At 38.2% G+C, this 17,817-nt stretch carries 13 protein-coding genes; 11 read left to right on the top strand and 2 right to left on the bottom strand.

All coding sequences use genetic code 11. The features are described 5' to 3' along the window. Nucleotides 1-39: 39 nt before the first annotated feature. Entirely contained in the window at nucleotides 40-384 is a 345-nt protein-coding gene (locus tag PQ459_02305; protein ID WDF47326.1) for a hypothetical protein, read from the top strand. Between the two features lie 62 nt (nucleotides 385-446). Here PQ459_02305 and PQ459_02310 read toward each other — a convergent pair whose 3' ends face one another. Both PQ459_02310 and PQ459_02315 read right to left on the bottom strand, forming a co-directional pair. After that, entirely contained in the window at nucleotides 447-2,456 is a 2,010-nt protein-coding gene (locus tag PQ459_02310; protein WDF47327.1) for a hypothetical protein, read from the bottom strand. 205 nt (nucleotides 2,457-2,661) lie between these two features. Continuing rightward, entirely contained in the window at nucleotides 2,662-3,453 is a 792-nt protein-coding gene (locus tag PQ459_02315) for a DUF2797 domain-containing protein (GenBank protein ID WDF47328.1), read from the bottom strand. A 167-nt stretch (nucleotides 3,454-3,620) separates the two neighbouring features. On the opposite strand from PQ459_02315, the gene PQ459_02320 reads away from it, so the two are divergent. The 10 genes from PQ459_02320 (at nucleotide 3,621) to PQ459_02365 (ending at nucleotide 17,727) form a co-directional block, all read left to right on the top strand. Next, entirely contained in the window at nucleotides 3,621-4,436 is an 816-nt protein-coding gene (locus PQ459_02320; protein ID WDF47329.1) for a T9SS type A sorting domain-containing protein, read from the top strand. 87 nt (nucleotides 4,437-4,523) lie between these two features. Next, nucleotides 4,524-5,552 (top strand): GDP-mannose 4,6-dehydratase, encoded by a 1,029-nt coding sequence (locus tag PQ459_02325; protein ID WDF47330.1) that lies wholly within the window; start codon nucleotides 4,524-4,526, stop codon nucleotides 5,550-5,552. Between the two features lie 121 nt (nucleotides 5,553-5,673). Beyond that, nucleotides 5,674-5,895 (top strand): DUF2795 domain-containing protein, encoded by a 222-nt coding sequence (locus PQ459_02330; GenBank protein ID WDF47331.1) that lies wholly within the window; start codon nucleotides 5,674-5,676, stop codon nucleotides 5,893-5,895. Between the two features lie 96 nt (nucleotides 5,896-5,991). Further along, nucleotides 5,992-9,063 (top strand): preprotein translocase subunit SecA, encoded by a 3,072-nt coding sequence (secA, locus tag PQ459_02335; protein WDF47332.1) that lies wholly within the window; start codon nucleotides 5,992-5,994, stop codon nucleotides 9,061-9,063. A 145-nt stretch (nucleotides 9,064-9,208) separates the two neighbouring features. Then, a complete protein-coding gene (locus PQ459_02340; protein ID WDF47333.1) occupies nucleotides 9,209-10,342 on the top strand; it encodes a PepSY-associated TM helix domain-containing protein in 1,134 nt (377 codons plus the stop codon). Nucleotides 10,343-10,346: 4 nt separating this feature from the next. Next, nucleotides 10,347-10,508, top strand: coding sequence for a hypothetical protein (locus tag PQ459_02345; GenBank protein ID WDF47334.1), 162 nt, complete (start codon nucleotides 10,347-10,349; stop codon nucleotides 10,506-10,508). Nucleotides 10,509-10,524: 16 nt separating this feature from the next. Further along, complete coding sequence (locus PQ459_02350) at nucleotides 10,525-12,732, top strand: TonB-dependent receptor (protein ID WDF47335.1); 2,208 nt, start codon at nucleotides 10,525-10,527, stop codon at nucleotides 12,730-12,732. A gap of 60 nt (nucleotides 12,733-12,792) precedes the next feature. After that, complete coding sequence (locus tag PQ459_02355) at nucleotides 12,793-13,998, top strand: PepSY-associated TM helix domain-containing protein (GenBank protein ID WDF47336.1); 1,206 nt, start codon at nucleotides 12,793-12,795, stop codon at nucleotides 13,996-13,998. 110 nt (nucleotides 13,999-14,108) lie between these two features. Beyond that, nucleotides 14,109-16,679 (top strand): TonB-dependent receptor, encoded by a 2,571-nt coding sequence (locus PQ459_02360; GenBank protein ID WDF47337.1) that lies wholly within the window; start codon nucleotides 14,109-14,111, stop codon nucleotides 16,677-16,679. Nucleotides 16,680-16,755: 76 nt separating this feature from the next. Further along, nucleotides 16,756-17,727 carry an ROK family protein gene (locus PQ459_02365; GenBank protein ID WDF47338.1) on the top strand — a complete coding sequence of 324 codons (972 nt, stop codon included), beginning with the start codon at nucleotides 16,756-16,758 and terminating at the stop codon, nucleotides 17,725-17,727. Nucleotides 17,728-17,817 lie beyond the last annotated feature (90 nt).

Genomic DNA, 17,817 nt, shown 5'->3' on the forward strand with positions numbered 1-17,817 from the left:
TGATTTGATTAAAGTTTATCATCAATAAAAAATATCATTATGAATAATCCGAAACCAATGCTTACACTTTCCGAAGTGATGGAAAAACTAAGACAAAAAGGCATCACCAAAGAAATTCTAATGAATGAGGATAAAAAATTTGTGTTGCGCGACGAGGGAATTGTATACAAACCTGAAGACCTGAAGATCATCCGAACGTACAGATTCGAAGGTGCAAGTGATCCAGGCGATAACGTGGCTCTGTACCTTTTGCAGGACGTGTACGGCAACCAAGCGATGATCATCGATTCATATGGCGCCAACAGCAACTACAGCGGTCCGGAATTCGATGACTTTTTGAAGAAAATAGAAGAAGACGAACAAAAAGAAGAATTTGATTTCTAAATAATTCCTTTTTTAGTTTTTTTATAGAAGCCTCGTCTCTCAAAAGACGAGGCTTTGTTTTTTTAGATCTTGATGATTAGCAAAGTTTTCTTGAGTCCATCCTCAATGCCTTTCCAGTAGAAGTTGAAGAACGATCGTTCCTTGTTCCGTTCAACATAGATGTCGACAGATTCCGGGAATTTCTGAGAATCCTTCTTCACAAACAGATTGGCAACGCCAGAGAGGAATTTCTTTTTCTCCTTGGTCTCTTTATCGATTAGCGCCACTTTCAAATCTTTATGTGTGATCTTGAATTTCCCATTCATAATATCATTGTTCCCTTTGAAATTATAATTGAGACTCGTAATCGTTCCAGTTGCGGTGATATTCATATAAGGTTTGATGAATGGATTGATGTCATTGGCCGGCAAATCATTGATGTAGCCACCGATTGTAAAATTGTCTCGCAAATCTGATGTATCAAAGTTCCAATTCACCTTCATTGGAGAAACGCCCATAAAATTACAATTGATGACAATCGGAACTTTCGAATTGGCGCCTTTCTTTTTATTAGAATTAAGATTTTTGACATTCAAATTGAAATTCGTAAAAAATACTTTTCCAGGGCCGTTGTTGTCTGGCTTGTCTTCTTCATAAACCAATTGTGAGTTTATAAGATTCAGATTGTCAACAACTAAAGGAAATTTTATATTTCTAAGAACTTTGGAATAGAGCAACTTTTCTTTCGGATTGTCTTTCGGGATTTTGCTTCGGAAAATATTGGCGTCCACGTTGTGAAGTTTTGCGGATTTCAAATGAAGGTCGAGTTCTTTTTCAAAAGTCCAATCTACGCCGGAAAGTTGAATCCTGTTCGCTGAGATATTGAATTGGTCATCTTCCATCGGAATTGTTCTCACAAACTCAGCGCGCGACATTTTGGGAATCATTTTAAAATTCATCAAATCAATCGATTGCGAAGATATATTGAAGCTTGACAAACTGAGATTGTAATATTTCCCAGAATCGTAGAAAAATGTGTTTCCAACAATTTTATAATCTTTGAATTTGAAAGGCAATTTATTTTTCGAAGTTTCATCGTCCATCAAAAATTCTTTCACATTCGCATCAAATTTTGCTAATGAAAGTGATTTTTCGCCGTTGGATTTCAACATTGATAAGGTTCCATTTTTAATATCAATATTGGCAAAATTCAAATCGATGCTATTTTTCTTTGTATTTTTTGGCTTAATGATTTTCGCATCACGATTTTGAATCACAAATTCCGGATTGATGAACTGCGCATTTTTCAAATTCAGTTTCGTCTTATCAAAAACCAAATCATTGAAGGAAATTTTCTTGCTTTTGATGCTGAAAAGACTTTTTTGTTTCGTAAAACTTTTCTCCCAATCTTTAAAGTCCAAAATCGATTTCAACTCAAAATCATTAATTTCCAATTGGCCATTATTGGTTTTAACATCGCTAGAATTAATTGTATAAACATCACTTATTTTGGCGAAGAAATCTCTCGCGGTAATCTTGTAACTATCCAGTGCAAAAGGCAGTTCGTTCGGATTATCATTCAAGCTAAGATTCTTGATTTCGAGATTGAGGTTTTTAGCTGAAAAAGCCCTTGAGTCATCCGAATTTATAACATCGATGTTTCCTTTGGTGATGTCAATATTTCGGATGAGAAACGGCATTGGTTCTTTTGCGGAATCTTTGGTTTTCTTTTGCGCCAATCTGATTTTGAGACGTGGATTCGTCAATCTAATGGAATTGGTATTGATTTTTTTATTTTTGATTAAATCAATAATACCTAATCTACTGACATTCAAACCATCAACAAAGCCATCAATCGCCAGGACTTTTTTGTCATTCGGATTTTTGGATTTAATTAAAATATCGTCTGCCGAAATACTTCCGCTGAGAATCTCGACATTCAAAGTTTTGTAGGTAATGGCGTAAGGTGTTTTGTTCTTGATGTAATCCGGAAGCTGATACTTGAGCCAAAGCGTGAATCCAACGTTCACTATCAGGATGAGAAGCAAAATACTTCCCAGAACGATTCCGGTAACTTTTAAAGTTTTTTTCATCTAATTTTTTCTAACTAATTGATTACTAAAAACCGTTCCAACTTTAAATGCCTTTTTTCTTTTAAAGTCGTTGAACCACAAAAGTCACAAAAGAAAATGAAAAATTAAAACATTCATAAGAGCAACAAGACAACTTTTAAAACAATTTCTTTATTTGAGCTTTTAATAAAATTAAGACTTTTCTACCTTTTATGGTTTAAATTTTTTAAACCGTCAGTTCCACCACATAACCTTCGTGTCCACGAACATTGATGAAATCATCGCCTTCAAAAGCCAGATACTGCCCTTTGATACCCTTCAAAACACCATTGAATTCTGGTTTTTTGTCCAATGTGAAAACATTGATCTTCTCAGGCTTTTCATAAGGAAAATCGAGTTTGATGATATTTTCCTCGCTCACCGCAAATTTTTTGAAATCGTTGGGGAAATAGTCTGCAATTTTGTTTCGGAAATCGATGAGATCTAAAGTGTCCTCGTAATCATCCAAAAGCATCTTCTTCGGATTGGTCTTGTCGGCCACGTGTTTTTTCAGTTCCACCTCGATCATCCCAGCTTCGTAACGGTTTTCCGTGATGGCGATCGGCAAAGCGAACGTCGCACCTTGGTCAATCCATCTTGTCGGGATTTGCGCTTCTCTAGTCACGCCAACTTTCACATCGCCCGTATAAGCCAAATAAACGATGTGCGGAACCAGCTGGATCTGTTTTTCAACTTCCAGATCTCTTTCTCCAACGCCAAGATGCGCGGTTGACAATTCCGGTCGGATGATCGTGTCGCTTGCGTATGGACTTTCGAAGAAGCATTTTTTGCAGAATCCCATTCGGTAGATCTTCTCGTCGCTCCCACAATTCACACATTCGTAGCCAACGTGTTTGATGTGAAGTTCTTTCCCAAAAAGTTGATTCATATTGATGAGATCGCCATTCAGGTTGAGGTAATATTGGATTGGTTTGCCGTTTTGAGAGATCATTTTCAGGATTTGTCCGGAGAATTGCATTTTGTCGTGGATTTGAAATTGGGACTAAAAGTAAACATTATAAATCAATTTCTAAAAATTTATCGAAGACTTTGAACGAGCACTTTGGCGGATGATTCGAAATAAACTTAAGATAATTCTCAATTTGATTTTAAATAATAAATTTGTCGCAATTAAAAACACTTTTTATGAAAAATATCTATGGATTGCTATTATTAGCACTGACCAACTTCGCAATTGCTCAAACAACTATTTTCACAGAAAATTTTGGTGCTGGAACAGGCTCTACAAATACCAGCGTGGGAGTTTACACTGGATATCAAAATGCTTCTCCGATTGTTTACAGTGGAAATTCTGATATAAGAACCACACTCTCTTCCACCGGTTATACTGGTGCTAGCGGAGCTGGCTGTCTGTTTTTAGGAGCTACCACAGCTGCAACTGCACCAGAGAAATTTTTGACAATCTCAGGAATCAAGACATCAGAATACAAGGATATAAGTTTATCTTTTGGGCATTACAATGGCATTGCAAACACAAGCTTTGTCCCAAAAGTTGAAGTGAGCACAGATGGATCTAACTGGACCGCTCTTAGTTATGCAAGAGTTAGTACCAATGCTTCTGTTTGGGAATATGTGACGGCTACAGGAACAATTCCGAAGACAGAAAATCTAAGAATCCGTTTTACTAATACTATGGATTCAGCGGTTGGATACAGAATTGATGATATCAAATTAGTGGGAACCGTAGATGCTCTAGCGGTCAACAACACCAAAAAAGAAAGTTTTAATATCTATCCTACTGCGGTCAGCAATGGAATTGTCTATGTTACATCTCCAAGTAATGGACTGAAAAATATCAAGATCTACGACGCTTCTGCAAAATTGGTCATCAGCACAGCAACTCCAAAAGAAGTGAATGTATCCAAACTTGCAAAAGGAACGTATATTATGAATGTTGAAGAAAATGGTGTTTCACAAACGAAAAAGTTTATTGTCAAATAAAAATAATCATCTGAATATTAAAAGAATCTCCCAATTAAGAGATTCTTTTTTTTGTTTAATTCTTATCTTCGCAAAACATTTGATCTTATGAATTATCTAGTTACTGGCGGCAGTGGATTTATCGGTTCTCATCTGGTAGAACAACTTTTGAAAAATGGACATTCTGTCATTAATATTGACAACTTCGACGGTTTTTATGATTATAAGATCAAAGTTCAAAATACACTTGAATCTTTGGCTTTAAAATCTAATTTTAATTTTAAGGACAAAGAAACCGATATTCAAAAATTATCAACTGAAGCAAAGTCAGACAATTATCAACTTTACTATCAAGATATTAGGGATAAAAAAGGATTGGAAGCGATTTTCCAAAATCATAAAATCGATGTCGTGATCCATTTAGCGGCTTTGGCAGGCGTTCGTCCGTCTATTGAAAGACCTTTGGAATACGAGGAAGTGAATATCCGTGGCACTCAGCATCTTTGGGAACTGTGTAAAGATTTTGAAATCAAAAAGTTCGTTTGTGCTTCATCATCAAGTGTTTATGGGAATAATGAGAAAATCCCGTTTGCTGAGACCGACAATGTGGACAATCCTATTTCGCCTTACGCAGCGACAAAGAAATGTGGCGAAATTATCGGCCACGTCTACCACAGTCTTTATCACATCGATATGATCCAACTGCGGTTTTTCACGGTTTATGGACCGAGACAAAGACCAGATCTGGCGATTCACAAATTCACAAAACTGATTTCCGAAAATCAAGAAATCCCTTTCTATGGCGATGGTTCCACAGCTAGAGATTACACTTTCATCGATGATATTATTGATGGTATCTTGAAATCTATCCAATATCTGGAAGCCAATGACAACGTTTACGAAATCATCAATCTTGGTGAAAGTGAAGTGGTGACACTCAACGAAATGCTGTCTGTCCTAGAAACTACAATTGGCAAAAAGGCAAACAAAAAAATGCTGCCAATGCAACCAGGCGACGTCCAAAAAACCAATGCTGACATCACCAAAGCAAGGACAATAATTGGATATGCGCCAAGCACAAACTTCCAAAATGGCATAAAAAAATTTGTGGAATGGTTTTTGGGAAATCCGCAGTAATACGCCACGATGACAATCGAATTTAAATATTAAATAAAATAATTTTTAAATATTGTTGAAAATCAGTAGAAAAGTGTATAAAGTATCACCTAATTTTTTACTTTTGCAAAAATTATAAATTATGTATTGGACATTAGAATTAGCATCTTACCTTAGTGATGCACCTTGGCCGATGACCAAGGCAGAATTGATCGACTACGCTATCAGAACCGGAGCGCCTATGGAAGTTGTAGAAAACCTACAAGCCATCGAGGACGAAGGAGAGATCTATGACGCAATCGATGAGATCTGGAGCGACTATCCTACAGATGAGGATTACCTCTGGAACGAGGACGAATATTAATTCGTTTTTTTGGCTCTTGGTTTTACCTTTTGCCAATTCTTTTAAATAAATAACGCAGTTGGTCACAAGCCAGGTGCAAACCGCAAATAGCAAATTATGAGTTTTTTAAATACAGTTCTTAAAAGTTTTTTGGGAGACAAAAATGCAAAAGATCTTAAAGAAGTAAAAAAAGTTGTCGCAAAAATCAAAACAGTAGAATCTGGCATCCAAGCATTATCCGATGATGGATTGAGAGATAAAACAGCAGAGTTCAAAGAGAAATTGAAAACTGCCACTGCAAAATTTACAACCCAAATTGAAGAAACTAAAGAGCAGATAAAAAACTCAACCAACGTTGACGAGAAAGAAGCACTTTTCACCAAGATTGAAACTCTGAAAAAAGAGTCTTATGAAGTGGAAGAAAAAGTATTAGCTGAAGTTCTTCCAGAAGCATTTGCTTTGGTAAAGGAAACTTCCAGACGTTTGGCGCAAAACGGAGAGATTCGTGTAACAGCGACTGACAGAGACCGCGAATTGGCAGCCACAAAGGATTTTGTGGTGCTGGAAGGAGACATCGCTGTTTGGAGAAATAAATGGGATGCTGCTGGCACACCTGTCGTTTGGGATATGGTTCATTATGACACGCAGTTTATCGGTGGTGTTGTCCTTCACCAAGGGAAAATTGCAGAGATGGCAACCGGAGAAGGAAAAACGCTTGTTGGAACTTTACCAATCTACCTTAATGCACTTCCTGGCCGTGGTGTTCACGTGGTAACTGTGAATGACTATTTGGCAAAACGTGACTCCGCTTGGATGGGTCCATTGTACGAATTCCACGGCATGAACATCGATTGTATCGACCTTCACCAGCCAAACTCAGACGCTAGAAGAAAAGCTTATCAGGCAAGCATCACTTACGGAACCAACAACGAGTTTGGTTTCGATTATTTGAGAGACAATATGGTGACTTCTCCTACAGAATTAGTTCAGGGAGAATTGAACTTTGCAATTGTGGATGAGGTGGATTCTGTTTTGGTAGATGATGCCAGAACGCCATTGATTATTTCTGGTCCGGTTCCGCAAGGCGACAGACAGGAATATGATGTCTTGAAGCCTTCTATCGATAGAATCGTTGAAGTTCAGAAGAAAACCGTTTCAGTCCTTTTCAACGAAGCAAAAAAATTAATTGCTGCCGGAAAAACCAAAGAAGGCGGATTCAAATTACTACAAGCTTACAGAGGTCTTCCTAAGAACAGACAATTGATCAAGTTCTTGTCAGAAAGTGGAAACCGTGCATTGCTACAAAAAGTTGAAGGCCAATATATGGCGGACAACAACCGTGATATGCCAATCGTAGATAAAGATCTTTATTTCGTGATCGATGAGAAAAACAATCAAATCGATCTGACTGATAAAGGTGTAGAATATATGTCAGCTGGTAACGAAGACCAACAATTCTTCGTTTTAACAGACATCGGAACAGAAATCGCTGATATCGAAAAACAAAATCTTTCCAAAGAAGATGAATTCGCTGCGAAAGAAGAATTGTACAGAGATTTCTCTATCAAATCTGAGCGTATTCACACTTTAAATCAATTATTGAAAGCTTATACATTATTTGAAAAAGATGATGAATACGTGGTAATTGATGGCGAAGTGAAAATCGTTGATGAGCAAACTGGTCGTATTATGGAAGGAAGACGTTATTCCGACGGACTTCACCAAGCGATTGAAGCTAAGGAAAATGTAAAGATCGAAGCAGCGACTCAAACTTTTGCGACGGTTACTTTGCAGAATTACTTCCGTATGTACAACAAACTGGCTGGAATGACCGGAACGGCGGAAACAGAAGCCGGAGAATTCTGGCAGATTTACAAACTGGATGTGGTGGTAATTCCTACCAACAGACCAATCCAGAGAGATGACAGACAAGATTTGGTTTTCAAGACCAATCGCGAAAAATACAATGCAGTAATCGAGGAGATCGAAAAATTGGTAGAAGCAGGAAGACCTATTTTGGTTGGTACCACTTCTGTTGAGATCTCTCAATTGTTGTCAAAAGCATTAAGCTTAAGAAAAATCCCTCACAACGTTTTGAATGCGAAACTTCACAAGAAGGAAGCAGAAATCGTAGCTGAAGCTGGTGGCGCTGGTGTTGTAACCATAGCAACCAATATGGCAGGTAGAGGAACGGATATCAAACTGAAAGGCGAAGTGAAAGCCAATGGTGGTCTTGCGATCATCGGAACTGAAAGACACGATTCGCGTCGTGTTGACAGACAGTTGAGAGGTAGAGCTGGACGTCAAGGAGATCCAGGAAGTTCTCAGTTCTATGTTTCTTTGGAGGATAACTTGATGCGTCTTTTCGGATCAGAAAGAATTGCGAAAATGATGGACAGAATGGGACATAAAGATGGCGAAGTGATTCAGCACTCTATGATCTCCAAGTCTATCGAAAGAGCTCAGAAAAAAGTGGAGGAAAATAACTTCGGTGTCAGAAAGAGATTGTTGGAATATGATGATGTGATGAACAAACAGCGTGACGTGATCTACAAACGTAGAAAGAACGCCTTGTTCGGAGATCACTTGAAGTACGACATCGTGAATATGATCTATGATACAGCAGCTGCAATTGTTTCTCAATCCAAAGCTACTGGAAACTTCAAAGATTTCGAATTCGATATCATCAAGTATTTCACAATGGAATCGCCAGTCACTGAATCTCAATTTTCAAGCACTCAGATTCCTGCGTTGACAGACATCGTTTTCAAAGCGGCAAAAGAGGATTATGATCTTAGATTAAACCTTCTTAAAGAAAAAGCTTATCCAATTATCGAGAATGTGTTCCTAAATCAAGGTTCGATGTTTAAAATGATCCAGGTTCCGTTCACAGACGGCATTAAAACAATGACCATTGTAACTGACCTCCAACAAGCTTATGAAACCAAATGTGAATCTTTGATCACTGATTTTGAAAAGAATATCTCTTTATCTATCATTGATGAAAACTGGAAAACACACTTGAGAGAAATGGATGACCTACGTCGTTCTTCCCAAGGTGCGGTTTATGAGCAAAAAGATCCGTTGGTCATCTACAAGCAAGAATCTTTCTACTTGTTTAGCGAAATGGTAGAGAAAGTGAACAAAGAAATTGTTTCATTCTTATACAAAGGCGAAATTCCTGCATAAACAAAGGACTATACGATATAACCAAAAAGCTGTTGATAATTTCAACAGCTTTTTTTTGTTTTAACATTTATTAACAAAATGACAAATATCATATTTAATTCTAATTTAGAATTAATAAAAATAATACATTTGCAAAAATTATTCTTTGAAAATCAAAACAGCAAAACGGTGGTTTAATTGGCATAAATGGACAAGTCTTATTTGTACTCTGTTTATGTTCCATCTGTGCATCACTGGACTGCCACTGATTTTCCACGAGGAATTGGAAGATATCTTGACACCTCACAAAGAGGCAAAAGTTACTGAAGGAACACCAAAAAAGAGCATTGACGTTTTAATTAAAAATGCAGAATCAGCAAATCCTGGCAAAATAGTACGTTATGCATTTTGGGATCAGGAAGCACATCCTAATCAAGTTTTGTTAGATGTTGTAGAAAAACCAGACGACGCTTACGAAAAAAGCAAATACATTTTGCTTAACGAATACACTGGCGAAGTTCTGGGAGAACCTAAATTAGAAGGCTTCATTTACATCGTTTCCCGACTTCATATTGATCTTTTTGCAGGCATTCCGGGAAAATTATTTCTAGGACTGATGGGGATTTTATTCATTATATCAATCGTTTCCGGAATTGTTCTTTACGGACCGATTATGAAGAATTTTGATTTTGGAATGGTAAGAAAGTCCAGAACCAGCAGAATCAAATGGCTGGATACACATAATTTATTAGGTATTGCAGTAATGGCCTGGATGACAGTTGTAGGTTTTACAGGCGTCATCAATGCCTTTTCGGACGTCATATTGGGACTTTGGCAGCAAGGACAACTGGCAGAAATGACAGCACCTTACAAAAACAAAAAACCAATCGAAGGAGAATTGAGTTCCCTGAGTTCTGCTTTGAAATTGGCGAAAGATAAAACACCAGGAATGGATGTGTCAATTGTTGCATTTCCCGGAACTGCTTTTACCAGCAAACACCATTATGCTATTTTCTTAAAAGGAAATACAGAAGTTACATCAAAACTTTTGAAGCCTGTTTTGATAGATGCAGAAAATGGAAGTTTCACAGACTCCAGAACATTGCCTTGGTATGCAAGTGCACTTTTCCTTTCGCAGCCATTGCATTTTGGAGATTATGGCGGGATGCCGATGAAAATTGTCTGGGCAGTTTTTGATGTCTTTACGATTCTTGTTCTTATCACGGGAATTTACTTATGGATTTCCAGAAGAAAAGGCGAAAAGAAAGCCTGGAAAAAACTGGAATCTCAAATAGCTTAATGAAATGAAGCGAACTTTAAAACTTTGGGGAATGCCAATCTTGTTGTCAATCATCTCACTATTTGGATTGGTGATTGCGCTGGTTGGAGATGGTATTTGGGATTATCTTGGCTGGATCTCACTAGCAATTCCTTTGATTTTGATTATTAAACATTATTACAAATAAAATTTATATAGATACTATGAAGAAACTAATTTTAAGTGCAGCCCTTTTATCAGGAGTTTTCGCTTTAGCGCAGGAGAAAGACAGTACCAATACAAAAGGTATTGAAGAAGTTATCATCAATTCAATTCTAAAAAAAGATTCTGAATACACCAATAAAATGCCGTTGAGAGCAATTGAAAATCCACAATCATTCTCTACGGTTGACAAATTATTTTTTGAAAATCAAATGATCTACACGGTAGATGATGCATACAGAAATGTTGCAGGGATTCAAAAAATGTGGAGTGCTACAAATAGAGCTGGTGATGGAGGCGCATACATTGCATTAAGAGGTTTTGTATCTAATAATTCTTTAAGAGACGGTCTTGTTGCACCAGTCACCACATCAATCGATGCTGTGAATGTAGAAAGACTTGAAGTTCTAAAAGGTCCTTCTGCAACTTTGTACGGAAGTAATGCAACTTCATATGGTGGTGCAGTAAACAGAATTACTAAAAAACCATACAACGAATTGGGAGGTAGCGTTTCTTTGATTGGAGGAAGCTACAATTATTACAGAGCTCAGGCAGATGTGAATGCACCTCTTACCAATGATAAAAAATTAATGTTCCGTGTCAATACGGCTTATACAAATTCTGGAACTTTCCAAAAGACAGATGCGAAAAATACATATACTGCTTTTACGCCATCATTACTTTACAGAATAAATGACGATCTAGACGTTAGCTTGGAATTCGAAATGTTTGATACGAAAGCGACGCCTGAGCAATCATTTTTCTATTTATCAAAAGCAACAACAGGTGTTGACAACGCTAAGGATTTAGAAAAATTGGGTCTGGATTACAAACAGTCTTACTATGGAGATGGGATGTACACAACTGCAAAGGTTAGAAATATCTTCGGACAAGTAAATTATAAGATTAATAAAAACATTAGATCTTCTACGAATGTAAGTAGTGCGTATACTTTTTCTAACGGATACAATCCTTATTTCACAGCATCTTTAAATCCATTGGATAATCAAATCTACGTAAGCAGAGCAGATCAATCAACAGATCGTAGTAAGAAGACTTATTTCCAGGTTCAGCAGAATTTCAATTTTGATTACAAATTTGGAAACGATATGAGAAACAGAACTGTAGTTGGTTTTGATTATCAGAATATCAAAAGTGATTTGAAGTATAAATATCTTACACAAGGATTTTTAGATTCAGTTCCGGCAAATGGTTACGACTATGCAGGTACTTTCAATGCAGACACTTTGGGTGCAGCTTATCAAAATCTACCTGTCAGTACTTATGATCAATTAGACGAACAGGATACTTACAGTGCATATATTTCCAACGTTTTTACTCCTCTTGAAGGCTTAAACATTATGGCAGCTGTACGTTATGAAAACAATGATTTCAAAGGTGGAAAACTTTGGATCAACGATGTGAAGGCTTATAACCAAACTGCGTTCTCTCCTAAATTTGGTGTCGTTTACGAAATTATAAAAGATCAATTCTCTGTTTTCGGAAATTATCAAAACAGTTTCAAAAGCAATGGTTACTATTTTACTGATGAATTTGCCAATACTGCATTGTCAGATCCAGAAAGAGCTAATCAGTTTGAAGGAGGTTTCAAAGGAAGTTTATTCAACAGAAAGGTTAATGCAACTTTGAGTTACTACAATATTAAAGTGAAAAACACATTGTACACTTTAGGATATATCCCGGGCACTTTCAATGCATTCCAAAATCAAGCTGGAAAAGTTGAAAGTAAAGGAGTTGAGCTAGAAGTAAATGCATATTTAGTAAAAGGACTTTCTCTTGTTGGAGGTGTAAGCTACAATGATTCAAAATATCTTTTCTCTGACCCAACTACTCAAGGAAGAAGACCTGGAACTGCAGGATCACCTTGGTTAGCAAGTCTATATGCAAGTTATCAGATTATTGATGGAAACTTAAAAGGTTTAGGATTTGGTATCGGCGGAAACTATGCAAACGATCACAGAGAAATCAATAACAATACTTTGGATGCCAATGGAAATGTGAACGGTGAAAGTATCTTCATTCTGCCAAAATATTTGGTTCTAAATGCAAGTGCTTTCTACGATACGAAGAAATTCAGAATCGGAGTTAAAGTGGACAACTTTACCAACCAGCATTACTGGGTAGGTTTCACAACTGCAAATCCACAGACTCTTATCAATGCTCTAGGAAGCGTGACTTACAAATTCTAAAATTTAAAATCATAAATTTGCTATTCCTGAATTTTTCGGGAATAGTTTTTATTTTGAAAAATGAGGAAAAAACATCATCATAAGAAGAAACCTGGTTTCTTTAAAAAATGGACAGCCAAACTACATTTGTGGTTTGGCTTGTCCATTGGTACACTCATTTTCATTATCGCGATCACAGGCGCCTTGTATGTTTTCAAAGATGAGGTGGAAAATGTAACCAGAAAAGAATACATCTACCACAACGAGCAGAACATCGACCAAAAACAAATCCTGCCGATCCGCGTGATGGAAAAACTGGTCAACCAGCAGACCAAAGAAAAATATCCGATCCACTGGATCAACGTTCCGATCGACAAGAAAATGTCCTATCAATTCTACTGGTACGAGCATCAACCTGATCAATGGAATTACTTTGACGAATTTCCGATTTACAAATTAGCTTACGTCAATCCCTACACAGGAAAAGTACTGCAAACGTACGATGAGAAAAACGGTTTTTTTGCGATTGTAAAATCCATCCACTGGAGTTTTCTTTTGAAACAGGATTGGGGAAGTTATGTTGTCGGGATTCCGGTCATTATTTTCTTAATAATGCTGATCACAGGAATCGTCCTTTGGTGGCCTAAAAATAAAGCAGCCCGTAAACAACGCTTCAAATTCCAATGGAAAGACACCACACAATGGAAACGAAAGAATTATGACCTTCATAACATCCTCGGATTCTACTCTTCTATTTTTGCTTTGATCCTCACCATTACAGGTTTGTTCTACGCATTCTTTGTCGTTCAGGCGATGATCTACGTCGTATTTTCTGGCGGCGAAACAGCTTATCCTGATTTCTCAAAGATCACGACCAAAGCGCCAATCGAGATGAAAAACGACAGAACCTTGGACAAGATCTCTGACAAAGTGAAGGAACTCTATCCAACAGCTTATGCATTCAGTTTGGATCTTGGTCATCCGCATATCGACGATCACGAACATCCGAATTTCGAGGTTTATGTGAGACATCTCTCCTATTCTTATCACAAAAGCAGCAGCTTGATCTTTGATGAGAACTCTGGAGAATTACTGCACACACACGACCCGAAAGACAAGAACTTTGGAGAGAAAACCGTGGCTGCCAATTATGATATTCACGTTGGTGCGATCTTAGGCTTGCCGACAAAGATCATTGCATTCATTGTAAGTTTGATCATTGCCTCAATGCCGATCACTGGATTTATGATCTGGTGGGGACGAAGAAAGAAAACACAGATTAAATAATTGATCTTAAAACCTGAATTTAATCATTCAGGTTTTATATTAATTTTAATTCATACTATTTTAGTATGATAATAAAATGATTTACTTTTGCTCTCTATTTTTAATAAACTATGAGCAGCAATCCTATTATCTTGAAAAAGTGGTCCATCCTTTTTTTCACTTTTACAATCATCCATTCATTCGCACAGAATTCGATCAACGGAAAAGTTCTGGATAGCATCAACAACAAACCGATCACATCGGTCAAGATCACTTTGAAGGCCGATAAAAACGTATCCGTCCAAACCGATCAAGATGGTAATTTTACTTTAACAAACATCAATCTATTTCCTTCCGAATTCAAAATTCAGAAAAACGGATTCGAGTCGAAGTCTTATTATATTAATGAAAATCCGACCGACACTTTGATCATCAAACTTCTCCCCAATGATTTCGTGATCACGGAAGTCATCGTTACCGCCAGACGACGAGAAGAAACGGCGCAACAAGTTCCGATTCCCATCAATGTGATCTCGGGAAAAAAAGCGGAGGAAACGGGCGCTTTCAATGTCAACCGCTTGAAGGAACTGGTTCCATCAGTTCAGTTTTACAGTTCCACACCCAGGAATACGAGTCTCAGCATTCGAGGATTGGGTTCTACCTTTGGATTGACGAATGATGGTTTGGATCCAGGTGTTGGTTTCTACGTGGATGGCGTTTATTATGCAAGACCAGCAGCCACAACTCTAGATTTTGTTGACATCGAGAGAATCGAGGTTTTGCGCGGTCCGCAGGGAACTTTATTTGGTAAGAATACCACGGCCGGAACTTTCAATGTCACTACAAAGCAGCCAAGTTTCACAACCGGAGGAACAGCAGAGATCAGTTTTGGAAATTATGGATTCATTCAGGCAAAAACGTCTGTAACAGGCGCTATTTCGGATAAATTCGCTAATAGATTTTCTGCTTCCGGAACACATAGAGATGGGACAATTTATAATTCCAGAACCAGCCAAGACCTGAATGATATTAATTCTATTGCGATACGAGATCAGCTTTTATACAAACCCAATGAAAATTTAAAATTCATCTTGACCGGAGATTACAATCGACTTCGAGCAAATGGCTACGCACAAGTGATCGCCGGCGTTGTGACCACAAAAAGAGCGGCCTACAGACAATTTGGAAATATTATCTCTGACCTTGGATACACACTTCCAACAATCGACCCTTTCAACAGAACTGTCGACACAGACACGCCGTGGAAAGCGGAACAAGATATGGGTGGACTTTCCCTGAATGCTGAATACACCTTGGGAAAAGGAAAGATCGTTTCGACTTCAGCGTGGCGATTCTGGAACTGGAATCCATCCAATGACAGAGATTTTACAGGACTTGCAGCGTTGGCAAAATCCCAGGCGCCGAGCAAACATCAGCAATGGAGCCAGGAGATCCGCTGGTCTGGTGATTTCAATGAAAAACTGAGCGGCGTGTTCGGTGTTTTTGGAATCTGGCAAAGATTACGGGCAGACAAAAATGGACAGATCGAAGAAGCTGGAAAAGACCAATGGCGATTTTCCCAAAGTTCTACAAGCGCTTTGTGGCAAACGCCAGGATTGCTAGATGGCTATGGAATCAAATCTTATCCAAGTCTCAACTCTTTTAGTGGTGCGGTTTTCGGACAGTTGGATTGGAGCTTCTCCGAAAAATTTAGTTTACTGCCGGGAATTCGCGTCAATTATGATAAAAAGGAAATTGATTTTAAAAGATATGTTTATGGTGGCCTGGAAACCAGTGACCCAGCTTTGATCGCGCTCAAAAATTCCGTTTACAGCAATCAGGAATTCAATGCGTCGATAGATGACACCAACTTTTCCGGACAATTGACTTTAGCCTTCAAACCAACCAAAAACTACAACCTTTTCGGAACATTTTCAACGGGATTCAAACCAGTTGGACTGAATCTTGGCGGACTTCCAACAGATTCTAATGGCAATGCATTGACGGAATTGGCGGTCGTGAAACCAGAAAGGATCCTTCATTACGAATTAGGTTTGAAGTCTCAACCTTTCAAAAATTTCATTTTCAATCTAACCCTATACAATTCATCTATTAAGGATTATCAGGTTCAAGTTCAGGCAGCTGATCTTTCCATCAACAGAGGTTATCTAGCCAACGCCGAAAAAGTTAGAGTTCGCGGCATCGAAACAGACCTTTCTTACAGCTTTAGCAATTTCTATTTCTATTCCAATCTGGCTTACACAGAGGCAATCTATAAAAAATTCAACAATGCGCCGCCAGCTTTGGAGAATACAGGCGGACCTACTTTCGTTGATATTTCGGGAGGTGTTTTGCCAGGCGTTTCCAAATGGGCTGGTTCTACTGGTGGAGAAATTAATTTTGCAGGAAAATTCCTCAATTATAATGGCGATTATTTCTTCGCTTTGGATAGCTACTACCGTTCAACTTTCTCATCAAGCCCTACACCATCACAGTTTTTGAATGTTCCCGGCTATGCCCTTTTCAATTCGAGATTTGGGTTCCGTGTGCGACAAGGTGTCACGACCTATCTTTGGGTAAGGAATATTTTCAACCGCGATTATTTTGAGCAATTGCTTCCCGGTGCTGGAAATGCGGGACATTACGCCGCGGTTTTGGGCGACCCAAGAACTTATGGTGTTACGATAAAATATAACTTCTAATTTTTAAAATTAACCAAATATTTAATTCATATTAAATTCCTTTTCTCTAAATTTAGGGTCTTAAAAATTTTGATCGATGTCATTAATTGATTTATCACGACAAATCGCCATAGGTATAGATATTGGCGGAACCAATACCAAATTCGGTTTGGTGAACCACCGCGGAGAGATTCTCGCAAAAGGACAAATTAAAACTGAGGAGTACAAGCAGGTAGAAGATTTTATCGAGGCCTTGTATGTCAACATCAAACCACTTATCGACAAAGTTTCCACCAACACGACTTTGGACGGGATCGGCGTTGGCGCACCCAATGCCAACTATTACACAGGAACCATAGAGTTGGCACCAAATCTTCCGTGGAAAGGTGTCGTTCCGTTTGCTGAATTGATGACAAAGAAATTCGGGGTGCCTTGCAAAATGACGAATGATGCCAATGCCGCTGCACTTGGAGAAATGATGTTCGGTGCTGCACGAGGAATGAAAGATTTCATCATGATCACATTAGGAACAGGCGTTGGCAGCGGAATCGTAGCCAGCGGAAGTCTGATCTACGGTCACGATGGATTTGCGGGAGAACTAGGTCACACTGTGGTGAAGCCTGGTGGACGAAAGCATTGGAGCACAGGTTCCGAAGGTAGTCTTGAGGCTTACGCTTCTGCAACCGGAATCGCGATCACTGCAAAAAAATTCAGAGCTGAGTTTCCGGATTCTATGTTGAATCAATATCCGGAAGAAAATATCAATTCTAAAACTGTACACGAATGTGCACTGGCAGGCGATCCAACAGCGATAGAAGTTTTCAGATATACAGGACAAAAGTTGGGTGAAGCATTAGCAAACTTCGTCATGTTCTCTTCTCCTGAAGCAATCTTGTTATTCGGAGGGGTAATCAAAGCGGGAGATTTCTTGTTGAAACCTACTAAACTACATATGGAGAGAAACCTGTTACCAATTTTCAGATCAAAAGTAAAATTGGTTTTCAGTGAACTGGACGAAGCGGATGCTGCTATTCTTGGCGCAAGTGCTCTCGTTTGGGAAAATAAATAATTGAGATAGAGAAATCCTTTGATGTTGGTTTTTAATGGGAATAATATTTGCTATTAAGAACAAGGAAAATCAAAGGATTTTTCTTGCTCA

Source organism: Chryseobacterium sp. KACC 21268 (assembly GCA_028736075.1).
GTDB lineage: Bacteria > Bacteroidota > Bacteroidia > Flavobacteriales > Weeksellaceae > Epilithonimonas.